Annotated in this window: 17 protein-coding genes and 1 tRNA gene; 9 read left to right on the plus strand and 9 right to left on the minus strand. The window is 70.7% G+C overall.

The genetic code is table 11. The features are described from left to right. Both dpgC and dpgD read left to right on the plus strand, forming a co-directional pair. Positions 1–1339 (plus strand): (3,5-dihydroxyphenyl)acetyl-CoA 1,2-dioxygenase DpgC (gene dpgC, locus ACH35V_RS35490; RefSeq protein ID WP_395979246.1); only part of this gene is annotated, 1339 nt, incomplete at its 5' end. Next, the gene (gene dpgD / locus ACH35V_RS35495; RefSeq protein ID WP_395979247.1) at positions 1336–2133 is read left to right on the plus strand and encodes an enoyl-CoA-hydratase DpgD; all 798 of its coding nucleotides are present in this window, start codon (positions 1336–1338) and stop codon (positions 2131–2133) included. The genes dpgC and dpgD, both read left to right, overlap by 4 nt. A gap of 89 nt (positions 2134–2222) precedes the next feature. On the opposite strand, the gene ACH35V_RS35500 is transcribed toward dpgD, so the two are convergent. Beyond that, entirely contained in the window at positions 2223–2999 is a 777-nt protein-coding gene (locus ACH35V_RS35500) for a BTAD domain-containing putative transcriptional regulator (protein ID WP_395979248.1), read from the minus strand. 590 nt (positions 3000–3589) lie between these two features. On the opposite strand from ACH35V_RS35500, the gene ACH35V_RS35505 reads away from it, so the two are divergent. Both ACH35V_RS35505 and ACH35V_RS35510 read left to right on the plus strand, forming a co-directional pair. Continuing rightward, the gene (locus tag ACH35V_RS35505) at positions 3590–4831 is read left to right on the plus strand and encodes a hypothetical protein (RefSeq protein ID WP_395979249.1); all 1242 of its coding nucleotides are present in this window, start codon (positions 3590–3592) and stop codon (positions 4829–4831) included. Continuing rightward, positions 4746–5657: a ParB N-terminal domain-containing protein gene (locus ACH35V_RS35510; RefSeq protein ID WP_395979250.1), complete on the plus strand. Its 912-nt coding sequence runs from the start codon at positions 4746–4748 to the stop codon at positions 5655–5657. Before ACH35V_RS35505 ends, ACH35V_RS35510 begins: the two co-directional genes overlap by 86 nt. Positions 5658–5706: 49 nt before the next feature. On the opposite strand, the gene ACH35V_RS35515 is transcribed toward ACH35V_RS35510, so the two are convergent. Beyond that, a tRNA-Leu gene (locus tag ACH35V_RS35515) sits at positions 5707–5779 on the minus strand. 141 nt (positions 5780–5920) lie between these two features. Here ACH35V_RS35515 and ACH35V_RS35520 point away from each other — a divergent pair. Beyond that, positions 5921–7324, plus strand: coding sequence for a PLP-dependent aminotransferase family protein (locus ACH35V_RS35520; protein ID WP_395979251.1), 1404 nt, complete (start codon positions 5921–5923; stop codon positions 7322–7324). A 115-nt stretch (positions 7325–7439) separates the two neighbouring features. Further along, positions 7440–8387 carry a ParB/RepB/Spo0J family partition protein gene (locus ACH35V_RS35525; RefSeq protein ID WP_395979252.1) on the plus strand — a complete coding sequence of 316 codons (948 nt, stop codon included), beginning with the start codon at positions 7440–7442 and terminating at the stop codon, positions 8385–8387. Positions 8388–8463: 76 nt separating this feature from the next. Here the strand turns inward: ACH35V_RS35525 and htpG are convergent, their stop codons facing one another. Continuing rightward, positions 8464–10437 (minus strand): molecular chaperone HtpG, encoded by a 1974-nt coding sequence (gene htpG / locus ACH35V_RS35530; RefSeq protein ID WP_395979253.1) that lies wholly within the window; start codon positions 10435–10437, stop codon positions 8464–8466. Positions 10438–10499: 62 nt separating this feature from the next. After that, entirely contained in the window at positions 10500–10940 is a 441-nt protein-coding gene (locus tag ACH35V_RS35535) for a DUF3592 domain-containing protein (RefSeq protein WP_395979254.1), read from the minus strand. Positions 10941–11661: 721 nt separating this feature from the next. On the opposite strand from ACH35V_RS35535, the gene ACH35V_RS35540 reads away from it, so the two are divergent. Genes ACH35V_RS35540 through ACH35V_RS35550 form a run of 3 tightly spaced genes read left to right on the plus strand, consistent with a single transcriptional unit; the run spans position 11662 to position 12959 of the window. Then, positions 11662–12474, plus strand: a complete 813-nt coding sequence (locus ACH35V_RS35540; protein ID WP_395979255.1) for a helix-turn-helix domain-containing protein — start codon at positions 11662–11664, stop codon at positions 12472–12474. Continuing rightward, positions 12471–12677, plus strand: a complete 207-nt coding sequence (locus tag ACH35V_RS35545; RefSeq protein ID WP_395979256.1) for a DUF397 domain-containing protein — start codon at positions 12471–12473, stop codon at positions 12675–12677. Before ACH35V_RS35540 ends, ACH35V_RS35545 begins: the two co-directional genes overlap by 4 nt. 18 nt (positions 12678–12695) lie before the next feature. Beyond that, positions 12696–12959 carry a DUF397 domain-containing protein gene (locus ACH35V_RS35550; protein ID WP_395979257.1) on the plus strand — a complete coding sequence of 88 codons (264 nt, stop codon included), beginning with the start codon at positions 12696–12698 and terminating at the stop codon, positions 12957–12959. Between the two features lie 134 nt (positions 12960–13093). Here ACH35V_RS35550 and ACH35V_RS35555 read toward each other — a convergent pair whose 3' ends face one another. From ACH35V_RS35555 to sigJ, 5 genes are all read right to left on the minus strand, one after another. After that, a complete protein-coding gene (locus ACH35V_RS35555) occupies positions 13094–14269 on the minus strand; it encodes an epoxide hydrolase family protein (RefSeq protein WP_395979258.1) in 1176 nt (391 codons plus the stop codon). A gap of 158 nt (positions 14270–14427) precedes the next feature. Next, positions 14428–14802, minus strand: a complete 375-nt coding sequence (locus tag ACH35V_RS35560; protein ID WP_395979259.1) for a VOC family protein — start codon at positions 14800–14802, stop codon at positions 14428–14430. A gap of 44 nt (positions 14803–14846) precedes the next feature. Continuing rightward, a complete protein-coding gene (locus tag ACH35V_RS35565) occupies positions 14847–16139 on the minus strand; it encodes an MFS transporter (protein ID WP_395979260.1) in 1293 nt (430 codons plus the stop codon). Further along, positions 16118–17344: a glycosyltransferase family 4 protein gene (locus ACH35V_RS35570; RefSeq protein WP_395979261.1), complete on the minus strand. Its 1227-nt coding sequence runs from the start codon at positions 17342–17344 to the stop codon at positions 16118–16120. Before ACH35V_RS35570 ends, ACH35V_RS35565 begins: the two co-directional genes overlap by 22 nt. Before the next feature lie 189 nt (positions 17345–17533). Next, positions 17534–18442 carry an RNA polymerase sigma factor SigJ gene (gene sigJ / locus ACH35V_RS35575; protein WP_395979262.1) on the minus strand — a complete coding sequence of 303 codons (909 nt, stop codon included), beginning with the start codon at positions 18440–18442 and terminating at the stop codon, positions 17534–17536. Positions 18443–18596 lie beyond the last annotated feature (154 nt).

Consider the following 18596-nt stretch of genomic DNA (forward strand, 5'->3'; position numbering starts at 1 on the left):
AACCCCGAACCCCCCGACCACCCCGAACGGCGGGGCCGGGTTGGGCGGGCGGAGCGTGGGGCTTCAGCGGGCGGGTGCCGGGCTGGCGGCGGCGGTTGGGGTGGTTGAACGGGTGATCGCGGCGCTTCCCGGTCCGGACGAACGTTCGGACGAGCAGAAGGCGGCGGCTGCGGCGGCGCACGAGGACGTCCGGGCGCTGCGCACCGCGTTCATGGACGAGCATGCCGTCGAGGTGTACGACGTCCTCACCGGTGGGCGCGCGAAGTATCTGCGCCTTGACGAACTCGTCGACGCCGCCGCGGACGCCTTCCCGGGGCTGTGCCCGACACCGGCGCAGATGGCGGCCGAGCGGGCCCGTCCGCAGGCCGGGAAGGAAGGCAGGGAGATCGACCAGGGCATCTTCCTGCGCGGCGTCCTCCGGTCTCCCGTCGCGGGCCCGCATCTGCTCGACGCCATGCTCCGGCCGACGCCCCGTGCCCTGCGGCTGCTGCCGGAGTTCACCCGGACCGGCGTGGTGCGGATGGAGGCGGTCCTGCTCGAACGGCGCGACGGCGTCGCGCACCTGACCCTGTGCCGGGACGACTGCCTGAACGCCGAGGACGAGCAGCAGGTGGACGACATGGAGACGGCCGTCGACCTCGCGCTGCTCGACCCGTCCGTCCGGGTGGGCCTGATCCGCGGGGGTGAGATGAGCCATCCGCGGTACCGGGGCAGGCGCGTGTTCTGCGCCGGCGTCAACCTCAAGAAGCTCGGCTCCGGCGACATCTCGCTGGTCGGCTTCCTGCTCCGGCGCGAGCTCGGCTACCTCCACAAGATCGTCCGCGGCCTGTCGGGCGACGGGCCGGGCGACCGCTGGCGGGGGCCGGACGGCAAGCCGTGGGCCGCCGCCGTCGACACGTTCGCGATCGGCGGCGGGATGCAGCTGCTGCTCGTCCTCGACCACGTGATCGCCGCGGCGGACTCCCATCTCAGCCTGCCCGCCGCCGCGGAGGGCATCGTCCCGGGCATGGCCAACCTGCGGCTGAGCCGGTTCGCGGGGCCGCGGCTGTCCCGGCAGATCGTCCTCGGCGGCCGCCGGATCCGCGCGGCGGAGCCCGCCGCGCGGCTGCTGGTCGACGAGGTCGTGGAACCGGACGGGATGGACGCCGCCATCGAGCGCGCCCTGGCCCGGCTCGCCGGGGAGGCGGTGCTCGCCAACCGGCGCATGCTGAACCTCGCCGAGGAACCGCCGGACGCCCTGCGCGCGTACGCGGCGGAGTTCGCCGTCCAGCAGGCCCGCCGGATCCACGGGGCGGACGTGATCGGCAAGGTCGGCCGGTTCGGGGCGCGGACGCGATGACCGGGCCGCGGGTGCGCTACGAGAAGAAGGACCACGTCGCCCACGTCACGCTCGACCGTCCGCGGGTGCTGAACGCGATGGACCTGCGCACGCACGAGGAGCTCGCGGAGATCTGGGACGACGTGGAGGCCGACGACGCGGTCCGCGTCGCGGTCCTCACCGGCGCCGGGGACCGCGCGTTCTCCGTCGGCCAGGACCTCAAGGAACGGGCCGGGCTCGATCGGGCGGGTGCCTCGCCCACCACGTTCGGCAGCCGCGGCCGGCCCGGCCATCCGCGGCTCACCGACCGGTTCACGATGAGCAAGCCGGTCGTCGCCCGCGTCGACGGCTACGCCCTCGGCGGCGGCTTCGAGCTGGCCCTCGCCTGCGACCTGATCATCGCGTCCGACCGGGCGGTGTTCGGCCTGCCCGAGGTGCGGCTCGGGCTGGTGCCCGGCGCGGGCGGGGTGTTCCGGCTGATGCGGCAGCTGCCGCAGAAGGTCGCGCTGGGGCACCTGCTCACCGGCCGCCGGATGGACGCCGCGACCGCGCTCCGGTACGGGCTGGTCAACGAGGTCGTCCCGGCCGAGCTGCTGGACGAGCGGGTGGCGGAGTGGGCGGCCGACCTGGTCGCCGCGGCCCCGCTCGCGGTCCGCGCCGTCAAGGAGGCGGCGTACACGTCGGTGGACCTGCCGCTCGAAGGCGCCTTCACCGCCGACTACGCGTGGGAGCGGCGGCGCAGGGAAAGCGACGACGCCGTCGAGGGGGTTCGCGCGTTCACCGAGAAACGGCCCCCCGTCTGGACCGGCCGCTGACCCGTCCGGCGAGCGCCGCCCCCGCCATCCGCTGCCCGCCCGCAGTAGCGCGCGTGCTCGCCGCGCACGCCCGCGGCGTTCCGGTGGCGCTATGCGACCTCTGAGGGGCGGCGCGTGCCGTATCTCGCCGCGACGATCTCTTCGGCGGGCTGCTGCTCCAGCACGGACTGGTGCAGTTCCTGCAGCTCCTGGCCGGGTTCGATGCCCAGGTCGTCGCGCAGCCGCCGCCGGACCTGCCGGTAGTGCTGCAGCGCCTCCGCCTGGCGGGCGGACGAGTAGAGCGCGAGCATGAGCAGCGCCGTGAGCGACTCGTGGAAGGGGTGGGCGGTGACCACCTTCTGCAGCTCCGGGATGATCTGCCGGTGGTTGCCCAGCCTGATCTCGGCGGTGAACAGCTCCTCATAGGCGGCTATCCGCTCCGCCTCGAGTAAGCGGGCCTCCTGCCGGACCAGCTCGCCCGGGATCGCGGACAGGGCGCCGCCCCGCCACAGCGCCAGCGCGCTCCGGTACTCCGCCACGGACTCGTCCAGCCGCCCGTCGTGGGTCTTCTCGCGCGCCTCGCGGACCCGCTGCCGGAAATGCCAGAGGTCGATCTCGGCGGGGCGGACCTCCAGCACGTAGCAGTCGTTCGAGGTCTTCAGCTCCACGGCCAGCGGGCGGAGGAACTGCCGCAGCCGGTAGATGTAGGACTGCAGCGTGGTCTGCGCGGTCGCCGGCGGGCGGTCGTCCCAGATGAACCGGGAAAGCCGGCTGATCGGGACCTCATGGTTGACGTCGAGGAGAAGCGCCGCGAGAATCGCGCGCTGCTTGGGAGGGGTAAGGGCGACTTGCTCTCCGGACACCCTGATCTCCAGGCCGCCCAACATGTGGAAAAGCATGCGTATTCTCACGCCTCCGAACCGCCGGCCGGGCCGGCACTGAATCAAAGATCAAAGGTACGGGGCCTTCAAAACGGGACGCCAGAAGCCCCCGGGGCATCCCCTTACGCCGCTTTTAGAGTTCGATTCGACAAGGTTTGTTCTGGCAGGAGGTGCCAGAAAGAACGGGCCAGTCCTGTCGCAACTCAGGTTAGCGAGCGTCTTGCCAGGTAGCGCGCTCGCGGCCACATCCGGACAGCCGGAGGGTGAGGGCATTGTGACCCCTATTGACCAGCTTGTGCAAGACCACTTCCGCCCGTCAGACCGGTTCCCGCGGCCCCTCCGCGGCTACGTTGCGTGATCCAGAACTCACCTATTACTTTCAGATCAACAGAAGTGTTCAGCTCGGTGGCATTCAGTGATCAGCATCCGTGGCGGTGGTGTATTAATGGCGCGCCAATGGAGCCGAACCGGCGGGCGCCCCCGGCCGCTTGTCGCCGCTCAGGCCGCCGTGTGATCCTGGCGCCGGAGATGGGTCGGCCCGGCGCGAGCCCGGCCGAAACGGAACGCCCGGCGGGGCGCGCTGAGGGGGCACAGCGATGGACGACGCACCGGCATTAAGGCGTCCGGCCGACGGCTCGCGGATCGAGATCGAGGGAGCGCGCGTCACGGCCGAGGGCGGCCTGGAGATCCCGGTCCGATTACTGGCGGACGGTGACTCGCCGCGATCCGCCGGCGTCGACCCGGACCACGCCGCGGCGCTCGCCGCCGTCCCAGGACCGCTGCCGCCGATCATCGTGCACTGGCCGACGCTGCGGGTGATCGACGGCCTGCACCGGCTGACGGCGGCGAGGTCGCGCGGCGACGAGACGATCAGGGTGCGGCTCTTCGAGGGCGGCGAGACCGACGCCTTCGTCCTCGCGGTCAGCGAGAACACCGCGCGCGGCCTGCCGCTGACCCTGGCGGACCGCAAGCGCGCCGCGCGCCGGATCGTCCGCTCCTTCCCGCGCTGGTCGGCCCGGATGGCGGCCGCGGTGACCGGCCTCTCCGCGGGCACGGTCACCGAGATCCGCAGGGAGGAGCTCGGGGACGGCGCGGACGGCGACGTCCGCCTCGGCCGGGACGGCAGGGTCCGGCCCGTCGACAAGGCCGAGGGCCGGGACATCGCGCGCCGGCTCATCATCGAGGACCCCACGCTCTCCCTGCGCCAGATCGCCCGGGTCGCGGGCATCTCCCCGGAGACCGTCCGGACGCTGAAGCAGAGCCTCCTGAACGGCCCGTCCGCGCCGCCGGAACCGGTGCCGCAGGAGGCGCGGGCGACGCCGGCGGCGGCGCCGGGCCGGGACGCCCTCATGGAACGGCTGAGGGCCGACCCGGCGGTCCGGTTCAGGGAGTCAGGACGCGACCTGCTCCGGCTGCTGAGCCTCACCTCGCTCAGCCTGGCGGACTGGGAGCGGCTCGTGGCGGCGGTGCCGTCCGGCCATCGGGCCGCGATCGTCCGGCTGGCCCGGGACTGCGCGGCCGGCTGGACGGAGTTCGCCGGCCTGGTCGGCGGCGCCGCCCCCGCACCGGCTCCCGAGGCGGCGGGCGACGCGGTCGCGGGCCCGGTGGACGGCGTCCAAGTGCGGGGATTGGACAGTTGGACACGCACGCCGCGTCAACCGACGGGATCGACGGGATCGACGCGATCGGCCGGATCGGCGGGATTGGCCGGGTCGGCGGGGTCGGCGGGATCGACGAGAGGTGAGCGTGGCCATGGCTCGCGACCGGCTGCCGTTGTCCGTCGACGAGCGGCCGGTGCTGGTGCCGATCACATCGCTGTCCCTGGCGGGATCGCCTAGAAGCCGAGCCGAGGACCCGGAGCACGTGCGCGTCCTGGCCGCCGCGACCGAGCCGCTGCCGCCGATCATTGTCCACCGGCCGACGATGCGGGTGATCGACGGGCGGCACCGGGTGCTGGCGGCGCGGCGGCGCGGCGAGGAGCACATCGAGGCCCGCTTCTTCGACGGCGACGAGGACCACGCGTTCGTGCTCGCGGTCAGCGCCAACCTGGCGCACGGCCTCCCGCTGTCGTTCGCCGAGCGCAAGGCCGCGGCCGCCCGCGTCCTGGGCACGCATCCGCAGTGGTCGGACCGGGTCATCGCCTCGCTGACCGGCATCTCCGCGCGGACGGTGGCGGACGTGCGCGGCGGGCTCGGGGACTCGGGCGCGGGCCAGGCGCGGGTCGGCCGGGACGGGCGCAGCCGCCCGGTGGACGGCGCGGAGGGCCGCCGCGCCGCCGCCGAGATCATGGAGCGGGAGCCGGGCCTGTCGCTGCGGCAGGTGGCGCGGCGCGCGGGCATCTCGCACGAGACGGCGCGCGACGTCCGCAACCGGACGCTGCGCGGGGAGGGCCCGGTGCCGGAGCGGGCCCCCGGCGGCGAGCAGGCGGCCGTCGCGCGGCCCGACCTGCAGCGGCTCCGGTCGGAGCCCGCGCTGCAGGAGTCGGAGGACGGCCGGGCGCTGCTCAGGCTGCTCCTCGCCCACACCGGAGACGCCGGCCAGTGGGACAGGCTGACCGGCGGGGTGCCGCCGCATCGGGGCGGCGCCGTGGCCGAGCTGGCGCTGGAATGCGCGCGGCTCTGGGCGGAGTTCGCCGATCGTGTCGAGCGCCTGGACGGCGACTGAGGCGCGAGCGCCTGCGAAAAAGTGCCTGAATTCCGATTTGTCCGACTCGTACCCTCGATCGGATTCGAACCGACACCGTGACCATTTTAAGTGGTCCGCCTCTTCCTTTGGGCCACGAGGGTGATGCGATCGTAGGCAGCCGCTCACGGAAAAGACGACCCTTTAACGCCGTCACAATGTGGCCCGCCGGACGGCCTTGCTGGACAACGGCCGCCCGTGGAAATTGGAGGGATCGCGCCGATCAAACGGGGAGTCAGCGAACCATGACCTGGACAGATCATGTCGGAACCGCCCCAGGAACGGCCCCAGGAACGACCGCAGGAACGGCCCCCGGAGCCGCTACCGGAACCGCCTCCGGAACCGGGGCGCTCGACCTGTTCCCGGCCATCGCCGACCCGGTCATGGACACGATGAACTTCCTCAACGAGGTCACCGCGCGGTATCCCGACGCGATCTCGTTCGCCCCCGGCCGCCCCTACGACGGGTTCTTCGACGTCGAGGACGTCTTCCGCCACCTCCGCCGGTACATCGACCACCTCGCCGGGGAGGGGGCCGCGCCCGGCCGGATCCGCGACGCGCTGTTCCAGTACGGCCCGTCCGCCGGCATGATCCGCGGGTTCGTCGCCGACGCGCTCCGCCGGGACGAGGGCATCGAGGCGGCGCCCGAGTCGATCGTGGTGACGGTGGGCTGCCAGGAGGCCATGTTCCTGGTGCTGCGCGCCCTGTTCGGCGCCCCGGACGACGTCCTGCTCGTCTCCACCCCCTGCTACATGGGGATCACCGGTGCCGCCCGGCTACTCGGCATCGAGGTGGTGCCCGTCGAGGAGGGCCCCGCGGGGCTGTCGCCGCCGGCCCTCGAAGCGGCGATCCAGGCGCAGACGGCGTCCGGACGCAGGGTCCGCGCGGTCTACGTGATCCCCGACCACTCCAACCCGTCCGGCGTGACGATGCCGCTCGCGGCCCGCCGCGAGCTGCTCGACCTGGCCGCGCGGGAGGGCGTCCTGGTCCTGGAGGACAGCCCGTACCGGCTGGTCAGCCCGGGTCCGCAGGAGCCCACCCTGAAAAGCCTCGACCGGCGCCGCACCGTGATCCACCTCGGCTCGTTCTCCAAGACCGTGCTGCCGGGCGCGCGCGTCGGGTTCGTGGTCGCCGACCAGGAGGTGGTCGACGCCGCCGGCCGCACGGGCCCGCTCGCCGCCCAGCTCGCCAAGATCAAGAGCATGGTGACCGTGAACACCCCGGCGCTCAGCCAGGCGGTCATCGCGGGCGCGCTGCTGGCCGGGGACGGCGGCGTCACCGAGCTGAACCGCGACACGTCCGCCTACTACGGCAACGCGATGCGGACGACGCTCCGCGAACTCGGACGGCGGTTCCCGGCCGCCGTCCGGGACCGGCTCGGCGTCGCGTGGAACGAGCCGGGAGGCGGGTTCTTCCTCGCCCTCCAGGTGCCGTTCCGCGCGGACAACGCCTGCCTGGCCCGGTCGGCCGAAAGGTTCGGCGTCATCTGGACGCCGATGTCGTACTTCTATCCGGACGGCGGCGGCGAGCACACGATCCGGCTGTCGATCAGCTACCTCAGCGACGCCGAGATCGCCGAGGGCGTGGCCCGGCTGTCCCGTTTCGTGGAATCCGAGCGATCAGGAGAGGAGGGGACGCCGGCCCATTAAAGGTCACCCGGAACCAATGAGAAGTTTTCCAGATTGTGCTTCAAAACTATGGGGGATGGAATTGGGGCAATCAGCTGAAGGTCGATTAAGCGTCCTGCACACGGACGCCGTTGCGATGGTTCCGATAGCCGCGCTCACCTACGCCGACAGCCCGCGCCTGGACGGCGAGCAGCCCGAGCACGTCCGGGTCCTCGCGGGCATGGACAACGAACTCCCGCCGATCCTGGTGCATCGCCAGACGATGACCGTGCTCGACGGGATGCACCGGCTGCGCGCCGCCGTCCAGAACGGGCGGACCGAGATCGGCGTGCGGTTCTTCGACGGCACCCAGCAGGACGCCTTCGTCGCCGCGGTGAAGGCGAACATCGGGCACGGGCTGCCGCTGTCGACGACCGACCGCGAGGCCGCGACGGTGCGCATCCTGGCCTCGCATCCGCGCTGGTCGGATCGTTCGATCGCCGAGGTCGTGGGCCTGGCGGCGACGACCGTCGCCAGGATCAGGGCCCGGACCACCGCGGTCCGGGACCAGCCCGAGGCCCGGATCGGCAGGGACGGCCGCGTCCGTCCGATCAACGGCGCCGCGGGCCGCCGGCTCGCCGCCCGGCTGTTCGCCGAGCGTCCAGGCGCCTCGCTCCGGGAGATCGCCGAGCAGGCGGGCATCTCCCCGGCCACGGCGCTGGACGTGCGGGAACGGCTCGGCCGCGGCGACGACCCCGTCCCCGACAAGCAACTGCGCGCCGAGCAGCGCGACCGGGCCGCGGCGGGCGGCACGGTCACGGCGGGCGGCACCGGCGCGTTCCGGCGGCACCGCCGGGCGCCCGACGCCGAGCTCGCGCTCCGCAAGCTGCAGCGCGACCCGTCCCTGCGGCTCACCGACGCGGGGCGCGGGCTGCTGCGCATGCTGAGCACGCGGTCGCTGCGCGCTCAGGAGTGGTCCGAAGTCCAAGGCGAGATCCCGGCGCACTGCGTCCCGCTCGTCGCCGACCTGGCGCTCAGCTGCGCCGACGAGTGGGCGCGGTTCGCCGAGGCGCTCAAGACCCGGGCGCGCAGTGAACTCGCCTGACGCGCGCCCTCACATCCCCCGCTGAACCCGGCGGCGGCCGGACGACCGGCCGCCGCCGAACCCTTCCATCACACCCTCAGCCGACCGGTTCGTCGCCGCCCGTCTGAACGGCCGGTTCGCACTCCGTCCGGCCGGCCGGTTCGTCCTCCGTCCGGTCGGACGGTTCGCCCTCCGTCTGAGCGGGCGGTTCGTCGTCCGTCAGGGACACCAGCAACTTGTTGAGCCGCGACACGAAGGCGCCCGGCTCGTCGATGCGGGCGCCGGAGGTCAGCACGGCCTGGTCGTACAGGACGTGCGCCCAGTCGGCGAGGCGCGGGTCGTCCTGGCCGCCGTTGAGCCGCTCCACCAGCGGATGCCCAGGATTAATCTCCAGGATCGGCTGCGCGGGCAGCCCCGACCCCCGCATCCGCCGCGCGACGGTGAAGTCGGTCTCGGCCTCGTTCGCGACGATGCACGCGGGCGACGTGGTGAGCCGGCTGGTCACGCGCACGTCGAACGCCTTGCCCGCCAGGTGCGCCTTGAGCTTGCCGAGGAGCCCGGCATAGTCGGAGCCCGCCCGCTCGGCGGCCTCCTTCTCCGCCTCGTCCGCCATGCCGCCGAAGTCGGGCGGACCCTGCGCGACGGACTGCAGCTGCTTCCCCTCGTACTGCGCCAGTCCGGTGACGACGAAGTTGTCGACGGCGTCGTCCAGCAGGAGCACCTCGATGTCCTTCGCGCGGAACGCCTCCAGGTGCGGGCTGGCGGCGGCGTCGGACAGCCCCGGCGCGAGCAGGTAGTAGATCTTGTCCTGCCCGTCCTTCATCCCGGACACGTAGTCGCCGAGGGACACGCGGGCCTCCCCGCCGGACCGGGTCGAGGTGAAGCGCAGCAGCCCGGCGATCTCCTCCCGGTGGGCGGGATCGTCGAACACCCCCTCCTTGAGGACGGCGCCGAACTGCGTCCAGAACTCCGCGTACTTCTCCGGCTCCCTGCCGGCCATGTCCGTGAGCAGCCGCAGCAGCTTCTTGACCGCGCTGGCACGGATGTGGTCGATGGCCTGGCTGCCCTGCAAGATCTCCCGGGACACGTTCAGCGGCAGGTCGGCCGAGTCGATGATCCCGCGCACGAACCGCAGGTACCGCGGCAGCAGCCGTCCGGTGTCCTCCAGGATGAACACGCGCTGGACGTGCAGCCGCACGCCCTGCGCCGGCTCCGGCATCCACAGGTCATAAGGCGCCCGCGACGGGACGAACAGCAGCAGCGTGTAGTCGTACCGCCCCTCGACCTTCGCGTGCACATGACCGAGCGGATCGGTGAAGTCGCCGGTGAGCTGCTTGTAGTACTCGTTGTAGTCGCCGTCGCTCAGCTCGCCCTTCGGACGCGTCCACAGCGCCGACGCCTGGTTCACCGCGCTGTCGTCCTCGCCGACCGTGATCGGCCGGGCGATGTGGTCGGAGTAGCGCTTGATGATCGAGCGGAGCCGGTGCTCGTTCAGCAGCTCGTCCTCGCCGTCGCGCAGGTGCAGCACGATCGTCGTGCCCCGCTCCGCCCGCTCGACGGCCTCAAGCGTGTACTCGCCCTTGCCGTCGGACGCCCACCGCACGCCTTCGTCCGCGGGCAGCCCGGCCCGCCGCGTGGTCAGCACCACCCGCTCGGCGACGATGAACGCGGCGTAGAAACCGACGCCGAACTGGCCGATCAGCGCGGTGTCCCGCCGCTGGTCGCCGCTCAGCGACCGGAGGAACTCCGAGGTGCCGGACTTGGCGATCGTCCCGATGTTCTCGATCACCTCGTCCCGGCTCATCCCGATCCCGTCGTCGGCGACGGTGATCGTCCCCGCGTCCTTGTCGAACGAGACCCGGATCCGCGGCTCGCCTTCGTCCTCGCCCTCGGCCAGTTCCGGACGGGAGAACCTCTCGATTCGCAGCCGATCGATCGCGTCCGAAGAATTCGAGACCAGCTCGCGCAGGAATATCTCCTTGTTGCTGTACAGCGAATTGGCCATCAGATCCAGGATCTGCGCCGCCTCCGCCTGAAAGCGAAACGTCTCCTCTTCCGCCTGTAATGACACCCTTTCCCCTCCCGTGTCGACCGCCGGACAACCATTCAGGATAGAAATCCCCCACGCAACGGTCAACCGTCCGCCTTGGACGTCCGCCGAAGCCCCCGCAAACGCTTCCACCCGAACACCACGTACGCGAACAGCAACCCGAAGGACAGGACCGCGCCGCCCCCGATGCGCGTGACACCGCCCACCCGCTGTTTCGTCACCGACTCGGTGGACGCGTTCTCCGGATCCCGCGGATCGTAGAGCACCCGGACGGCAGCCCCCACCCGCTCGTCCCCGGGCGCCCAGACGGCGTGCCGCGTCCCGTCCGACGCACTGAACCGGACCAGGACGTCCTTCTTGACGCCCATGCCCGGCCCCTGACTCTCCACCCGCACGTCCTGCACGACCCCGATCGCGGGCCGCCCCCGATCAGCGAGCGCCGAGGCGTCCCCCATCTGCTCCACCCCACCGAAGAACCAGCTGAACCCAATGATCGGCACGCACAGCGCGATGACCCCGGCCACTGCCCACAACCCAATGACCAGCACCCACCGAGCCCACATGAACCGCCCACGCGCGCTGGCCCCGCCTTCATGAGTCCCCATCCGGCCAACCGAACCAGCCCCCACCCCGTCCCTTCAACCACCTCATCCTGCTTTGAGCGGATGGTGCCCCGGAGCGGCCGCCGGCCTGGGGGATCGGTGCCTGCTTGTCCTGGGGGAGGGGGCAGGCACCGAGCACGACGGCCGCTCCGGGAGATCAGCGGTGCCTGCCCACGTAACCGTTGTTGGTAATGGCCAGGCCGACGAAGAGGATCAGCATCCAGGCCGCGAAGCCAATGACCAGCGCCAGGCCGACGATCACGAGGACGGAGATCACAGGCCCTCCTCGATCTTGCGCTGATTGGCGAGGGCCTCGCTAAGCAACACATACGAGTCCTCGACGATGGTGGTGCACAGACCGTGGTACATCTCCCTGTTCGTCAGGGGACGACCGAGGCGAGTGGCCACCAGACATTCCATCGTCGGGGGCCGGCGAATGTGCCAGGCCGGATACAACTCCTGAAGACGTGCTCGTTCTTGATCGTTCACGGGTCGGAATTCCCTGCGAATCGGTTCGGCTTTCGACAGGCGAGCCTTCCAGCGGTGGGTTACGCTGAGCTACGAACCGCTCACCCCCCGATGAACACCCGAGCGAGTGAGGCGACACCCCCGACGCGACGGGCCGACACCCGGGAGGCACCCGATGGCATCCTCAAACGACACGAACCGCTCCGCCTACCAGGAAGTGTTTGTCAACGAGCTGCGTGCGAGGCGCGACGCGTCCGGCCTCTCCCGGAACAAGCTCGCGGCGGCGCTGGGCTGCACCCCGCAGTGGATCGCCAAGGTCGAGACCTTCGAGAAGCCCCCGTCCGAGGGCCTCGCCGACGATCTGGACACCTACTTCCAATTGGGCGGCACCTTCCGCCGCTTCTGGGAGAAGCACACTGAGGCTCGAAAGAACGGTCTGATCCCCCGTGGGTTCAGGCCGCTGATCGATGCTGAGAAAGAGGCGGCGCAGATCAGCATCTACGAGCCTGTGCTCATCACCGGTCTCTTCCAGGCGGAGGAGTACGCCCGCCTGATGTTCAGCAGTGGGATACGGGCGGACAAGGTCGATGAACTAGTCGCTATCCGCATGGAGCGGCAGGCAGTGCTGACGGGTCCTAAGGCGCCTATCGTGTTCCTGTTGATTCGGGAGTCTGTCCTCCGCGATGTCCCTCCAGAGGTCCGCGATGTGCAATGCAAGCGGTTGATGGATTTGGCTGAGCTGCCAAACGTCTCCATTCAAGTTCTCCCGGCCTGCGCATATGTCTTCGAGGCGACTGGGTTCCAGGTCCTTACCTTCGAAAGGGCAGCGGAGGTCGCGTACATCGAGGGGGCTGGCGGAAATGGTCAGATGCTCGCTGACGTGGCTGCGGTTCGGAGCCTTGCCGTAGTGTTCAATGTGGCAAGATCTCAGGCGCTGTCAGTGGCGGAATCCGCCACATTGATACAGACGATCATGGAGGGCACGTGAGCACCCCCGACCTGTCACCCAGCAACTGGCGCAAGAGCACGTACAGCGACGCCTCAGGGGGCAACTGCATCGAGGTTGCCGGAGTTGCGTCGATCGTGGCCGTCCGGGACTCGAAGGATCCGGACGGGCCGAAGCTGGCGTTCGGCCACGCGGCGTTCGGAGCGCTGGCGCGTGACATCCGTGCAGGACGGTACGACCGGTAGCCACAACTGGGAGGTCGCATGAGCACGTCCAACCCTTCATCCGTCCACTGGCGTAAGAGTTCGCACAGTGGCTCCGATGGCGGCACCTGCGTTGAGGTCGCGTCCTGGCGGAAGGCTTCCCGCAGCGACTCAGAAGGAGGTGCCTGCGTTGAGGTTGGCGGGGCGGCTTCGGTGGTGGCGTTCCGGGATTCCAAGGATCCGGACGGGCCCGTGCTGGCCTTCGACCGCGCGGCCTTCGGGGCCCTGGTGAGCGGCATCCAGGCTGGACGGTACGACCGGTAACCGCGTTCGGAAGACGGGCGAGGGCCTCACACCACGATCAGGTGTGAGGCCCTTGTATGTCCGCGTGGCGGGTGGACCTACGGGAGCCCGCAAGGAGAAGCGGGAGGGGCAGACCGATCGCGGTCGGTCTGTGTTCACCGATGAGCGGCCAGCACTGCCGCGAGACCTTCTTGCAGGTCCTTGACGAAATACTCGGGGACCTCCAGCGACGGGAAATGCCCCCCGCTTTCGGGTGACCTCCATCGGACGATCTGTCGGTACCGCTCCTGTGCCCAGGGGCGCGGACACTTCTCGATGTCGCGGGGGTACATGGTGATTGCCGACGGGACGTCGACCCGAAGTGCGGGATCGAGCGAGCTGTGGCTTTCGTAGTAGATGCGGGCCGCCGATGCGCCGGTCCGCGTCAGCCAATAGAGGGTGACGTCGTCAAGAATGCGGTCTCTGGAAATCGTCTCGAACGGGCTGTCTTCGGTGTCCGACCACTCGGCGAACTTGTCAAGGATCCAGGCAAGAAGCCCGACCGGTGAGTCGACGAGCGAGTAGCCGATGGTCTGCGGCCGGGTTGCCTGCTGCTTCGCGTATGCCCCGTGGGGCCCCTCGTAGAAATCGCGGGTTTCCTCGGTCCACCTGCGCTCGACCGCTGTCAGCCCGTCCGTTGTCAACCCGGGCGGTGCCACTGCCAACGTCGTGTGGATGCCGAGGACGTGCTCCGGAAACCTGCCGCCGAGAACCGTGGTGATATTGCCTCCCCAGTCGCCGCCGTGGGCTGCGAATTTGCTGTAGCCGAGCCTTCCCATCAGTTCCACCCATGCGGCCGCGATCTTTTCGGTTCCCCACCCGGTGACGGTCGGCTTGTCGCTGTAACCAAAGCCCGGTAGCGAAGGGACCACGACGTGGAACGCCGGCGTGTCCGCATCTTTCGGATCTGCCAGTTCGCCTACTACGTGGACGAACTCGGCAATGCTGCCTGGCCAGCCGTGCGTCAGGATCACAGGAGTGGCATCTGCGCGCGCGGATCGGCGGTGCAGGAAGTGAATGCCCAGATCATCAATGGTCGTGCGGAATTGGCCGATGCGGTCAAGGCGCTCTTCGAACGACCGCCAGTTGTACCCGGTGCGCCAGTAGTGCACGACCTCGACGAGGTCGGCGAGAGGAACGCCCTGCTCCCATCGGCGTGGGTCGGGCGCGGTGCGATACACCGTCTCGGCCTCCGGCAGCCGCGCCGCGGCTAGCCGTGCGCGCAGATCGTCGAGGTCGGCGTCAGTCGCGTGGGCTTCAAATGCTTGCACGTCGCTGGTCGGACGGGGCATGAGACCTCCTGGCCATCGCGGAACCGGACTGCGACCTATCGCGAACCCTCTAAGACGGTTCCACCATGTCATCGCCTACCCGATCAAGCCTGCCGGAAAGTAGTCTAAAGATCTTGATCCACAGGTCTTGACCATTGCTCTAGGCGTGGTTGGGCGGTCTACTTCGGGGATTGGATTTCTTGGACGTTCCAGCCGTTGCCGTCCGGGTCCTTGAAATAGACGAAGCGGCCCCAGGGGAAGTCGTGGACGTCGCTGACCTGGACGCCGCGGGACGCGAGTTCGGCGCGGGCCGCGTCGGCGTCGGCGACGACGAGTTGGAGGCCGTGGAGGGTGCCGGGGGCCATCTCGGCGCCGAGGCCGGTGCCGATGGCGATCGAGCAGGCCGAGCCGGGCGGGGTGAGCTGGACGAAGCGGATCTCGTCGCTGACCCGGTGGTCGTGGTCGGCGTTGAAGCCGACCTGCTCGGTGTAGAAGGTCTTCGCGCGGTCGACGTCCGAGACGGGCACCGCGACCAGTTCCAGTTTGAAGTCCATGCGTCTCTTTCTATCCCAGGGGTGACATCCCCATACCCGTTGCGTCAGGTGGGTTTGTGTCTTCGGCGGGTGCGTGGGTCGGGAGTGCGGATGAGGAACGTTCCAGCGATGACCACCAGGCCGGACAGGGCCAGGACGAGGCGGGGCGGGACCATGCCGAGCGGGCTCACGTCCCACCGTTCGAGCAGGTCGGACGCCGCGCCCGCGAGGAGGGCGGCCAGGGCGAGGCCGAAGCGCAGGACGGCGTGGAACGCGGTCAGCGCGAGGTTGCGGCGGTAGCCCTCCAGGCTCTCCTGCATGTAGGTGATGCCGCCGACGAGCGCGGCGGTGGCGGCGCCGCCGAAGAGGATGGCGCCGATGAACGACCAGGTGATCGAGGCGACCGCGCCCATCGTGGCGATCGTCGCGCCCTGGAGGGCGGTGGCCGTCCGGATCTGGGTCATCAGGGGCCATCGGCCGTTGCGGACGATGATCAGCCCCGTGATCGCGCCGACCCCGAACAGAGCCACCAGGACGCCGAAGCCGACGGGGCTCGCGTCCAGGACGTCCTTGACGAACACGACGCCGAGCGAGAACAGCGCGCCGAGGCCGAGCGCGACGACCGCGACGCCGGGCAGGACGCCGCGCACCACGGGGAGCCGCAGCGCGTCCAGGAAGCTGCCTTGTTGTTTCTTCTCCTGCTCGGTGGCCCACCGTTCCCCGGGCGCCGGGCCGAGGTCGGGAATGGAGCGGATCGCGAAATAGGAGACGAGGTAGGTGAGCGCGTTCAGCCAGAACACGACGACGTAGCGCCAGTGGCCTTCCCAGCCCGCATTGTTGGACGCCCAGAGCATCAAACCGAAAAGGCCAGCGCCTACGGGGATCATGCCGTAGGACGTGGCCATCGTGATTCCGTTCGCGACTTCGAGGGTTCCTGTGTCGTGTGCGCGGCCGTGTTTCTTTTCGTCGTCGTCCTCGATGAGGTACGGGATGGAGGCGTCCCGGGCGGGGAGGAAGCACAGGCCGACGACCTCGATGGCGAACGCCCAGAAGTACACCCACCACAGCCACGGGAGGACGGGCAGCGCCACCGCCATCCCCAAGCGGATCAGGTCGGACGTCAGCATGACGGAGCGGCGCCGCCACCGGGTGACGACCCGCGCCGCGACCGGCGCGCCCAGCGCCGAGGGGAGCAGGCGCAGCACGAGGACGCCGCCCACCGCCGTCGTGGATCCGCTCAGCTCCAGCACGAAGTACATGAGGGCGAGCGTCCCCATCCAGTCGCCTAACGAGGAGACCGTCTGGCCCACCATGAGCCGCCGGAAGTCGCGGCGGTTCAGGCTCTCCTTGAGTCCCATGCGGGCTCGACCCCCCGTACCGCGTCCCGAAGCCGAGCGTCCTGCCGGTCCGGTTCGCCTTCGCGGGACGGCCCCCCGTGCTCCTCGGGAGGGACGGGGGCACCGCGGAGGAGGGCGGCGAGGCGGGCGGCCGCCCGGTCCCAGCTCCACTTCTCGCACACCCAGCTGCGGCCGTTCTCGCCCATGAGGCGGGCGCGGCCCGGGTCCGCGAGCAGGTCGTGCAGGACGCCTGCGAGGCCGTCCGGGCGGGACGCGTCGACCAGGACGCCGGTCCGCCCGTCGAGGAGGGATTCGGGGCTGCCACCCGAGCGTCCGACCACGACCGGCAGGCCCGCCGCCGACGCCTCCAGCACCGACAGGCCGAGCCCCTCGACCTGGAGCCCGCGCCGGGTGTCATGGCACGGCAGGACGAACACGTCCGCGGCGGCGTAGTAGCGGGGGAGGTCCGCGGCGGAGACCGTCCCGGGGACGGTGACCGTGCCCGGCGCCGATCGCGCTGCCTGGTCGATCAGGTGGGTTCGCATGGGGCCGTCGCCGACGATCACCAGCCGGGCGCCCGGATGCCGCCGGACGACGTCGGGCCACGCGTCCAGCAGCAGGTCATGGCCCTTGCGGCGGACGAGCCTGGACACGCTGAGGACGACGGGCCCCTGCCCGAGGCCGTGCCGCCGCCGCACCGCCCGGCCGTCCAGCCCGGGGCGGAACCGGACGGGGTCGACGGCCCCGGCGAGCTGGATCAGCCGCGTCCGGTCGCCGAGGGCCGCCGCGATCTCGCCGCGCGTCCCCATGCTGAGGAAGGTGAGCGCGTCGAAGGCCGGGGCCACGGCGCGCAGCGCGGCGCGGGTGGGCGCGCAGCGGAACCAGCCGAGCTCCTGGCCGTGCGTGGAGCCGATCAGCCGGTGCACGCCCGCGGCCTTCACCAGCGGCGCGTACATGGCGAACGGGGCGGCGGCGGTGATCCAGCCGACGTCGGCGCCGTGCCGGGCGGCGAGCCTGCGCAGGCCGCGGAACAGCAGGTAGGCGTGCCGGCGGACGACCGGGAAGTCCAGTCCGGCGTCGAAGCGGGCGTCCCCGGGCCAGGCGGGCGCGACCACGAGCAGCCGGTCGGCGGGCAGGCGGCGCACCAGTTCCCAGGTGAACGTCTGCACCCCGCCGGGCTCCGGTGGGAAGTGCCCGGTGATCACGACCGTCCGGGGTATGTCCATGGGGACCCGTTTCCCCGGGAGCGCGACACCATTCACCGGCACGGCGTCAGCGGCCGCTCCACCTGGTGAAACGCCGCACCGGGTCCGGTGCCACCCACACCGGACCCGGTCGCGGAAGGGAACCCCACGCCTCCCAATGAACCATGTCCACGAGGCATAGTCAACTATTTCTACTTCTATGGTAGGAAATTAGTCCCCGACGTGGCCGAGCTTGTCCGGGTTGGCGACGGCGTAGATGCCGCGGACGCGGTCGCCGTCCGCGTCCAGGTCGAGGACCATGACCGCGAACGGGGCGTCCGCGTCGAACAGCACCGCGGACGGGTCGCCGTTGACGGTCCGGTACCGGATCTCCAGCCGCTCGGCCTCCTCCCGGTGCGCGGTGCCGGTGATCACGCGCGCCACCCGGTCGCGGCCGTGGATGGGGCGCAGCGGGCCGCGCCTGCCGCCCGCGTCCCGCCACAGCGTCACGTCCGGTGCCATCAGCTCCAGCAGCGACGCGAGGTCGCCGCCGAGGGCCGCCTTGAGGAAGCGCTCGGTCACCTGCTGCTGCACCTTCGGATCGGCCTGGTAGCGGGGGCGCCGGGCCTGGACGTGCTCGCGCGCCCGGTGGGCGAGTTGCCGGACGGCGGACGGGCTCCGGTCCAGGATCGGCGCGATCTCGGTGTGCGCGTACCCGAACACCTCGTGCAGGACGAACACGGCCCGTTCCAGCGGCGTCAGCGTCTCCAGGACGACGAGCAGCGCCATCGACACCGCCTCCGTCCGCTCGGCGGACTCGCCCGCGTCCGCGCGGGCCACCAGCGGCTCGGGCAGCCACGGCCCCACGTACGTCTCGCGGCGGCGGCTGATGTCAGCCTGCCGGGCGAGCGCGGTGTTCACCGCGACCCGCACCAGGTACGCCCGCGGATTCTCGATGTCGCCCCCGCCGCCCGCACCGTCGGGGCCGCTGTTCCTGGCGGCCCAGCGCAGCCACGTCTCCTGGAGCACGTCCTCGGTGTCGGCGACGCTGCCGAGCAGGTTGTAGACGACCGAGAACAGCAGCTCCCGATGATCGGCGAACACCCGCGTCGCGGCGTCCTCGGTGATGCCTTCGGGCATGGCTGACCTCCGTCCTCTCCACCCCTAGAGGGACGCGGGCCCCCGAAGTGTGACATCGCGGGCCGGAATGTGATGTGGGCCTCATCCGGGGGCGTCCGTGTCACACTCCCGCGCGCCGATCCGCTCATGGGACGCGACAAATCCGACTCGGAGG

Source organism: Actinomadura sp. 1N219, assembly GCF_044326405.1.
Lineage (GTDB): Bacteria > Actinomycetota > Actinomycetes > Streptosporangiales > Streptosporangiaceae > Spirillospora.

What these genes read in the sequence shown, in the direction of transcription:
- dpgD (WP_395979247.1), top strand. Translation starts at nt 1,336, where the DNA reads ATGACCGGGCCGCGGGTGCGCTACGAGAAGAAGGACCACGTCGCCCAC.
- ACH35V_RS35505 (WP_395979249.1), top strand. Translation starts at nt 3,590, where the DNA reads ATGGACGACGCACCGGCATTAAGGCGTCCGGCCGACGGCTCGCGGATC.
- ACH35V_RS35520 (WP_395979251.1), top strand. Translation starts at nt 5,921, where the DNA reads ATGACCTGGACAGATCATGTCGGAACCGCCCCAGGAACGGCCCCAGGA.
- sigJ (WP_395979262.1), bottom strand. Translation starts at nt 18,442, where the DNA reads ATGCCCGAAGGCATCACCGAGGACGCCGCGACGCGGGTGTTCGCCGAT.
- ACH35V_RS35500 (WP_395979248.1), bottom strand. Translation starts at nt 2,999, where the DNA reads ATGTTGGGCGGCCTGGAGATCAGGGTGTCCGGAGAGCAAGTCGCCCTT.
- ACH35V_RS35560 (WP_395979259.1), bottom strand. Translation starts at nt 14,802, where the DNA reads ATGGACTTCAAACTGGAACTGGTCGCGGTGCCCGTCTCGGACGTCGAC.
- ACH35V_RS35565 (WP_395979260.1), bottom strand. Translation starts at nt 16,139, where the DNA reads ATGGGACTCAAGGAGAGCCTGAACCGCCGCGACTTCCGGCGGCTCATG.
- ACH35V_RS35555 (WP_395979258.1), bottom strand. Translation starts at nt 14,269, where the DNA reads ATGCCCCGTCCGACCAGCGACGTGCAAGCATTTGAAGCCCACGCGACT.
- ACH35V_RS35525 (WP_395979252.1), top strand. Translation starts at nt 7,440, where the DNA reads ATGGTTCCGATAGCCGCGCTCACCTACGCCGACAGCCCGCGCCTGGAC.
- ACH35V_RS35540 (WP_395979255.1), top strand. Translation starts at nt 11,662, where the DNA reads ATGGCATCCTCAAACGACACGAACCGCTCCGCCTACCAGGAAGTGTTT.
- ACH35V_RS35510 (WP_395979250.1), top strand. Translation starts at nt 4,746, where the DNA reads ATGGCTCGCGACCGGCTGCCGTTGTCCGTCGACGAGCGGCCGGTGCTG.
- ACH35V_RS35570 (WP_395979261.1), bottom strand. Translation starts at nt 17,344, where the DNA reads ATGGACATACCCCGGACGGTCGTGATCACCGGGCACTTCCCACCGGAG.
- ACH35V_RS35550 (WP_395979257.1), top strand. Translation starts at nt 12,696, where the DNA reads ATGAGCACGTCCAACCCTTCATCCGTCCACTGGCGTAAGAGTTCGCAC.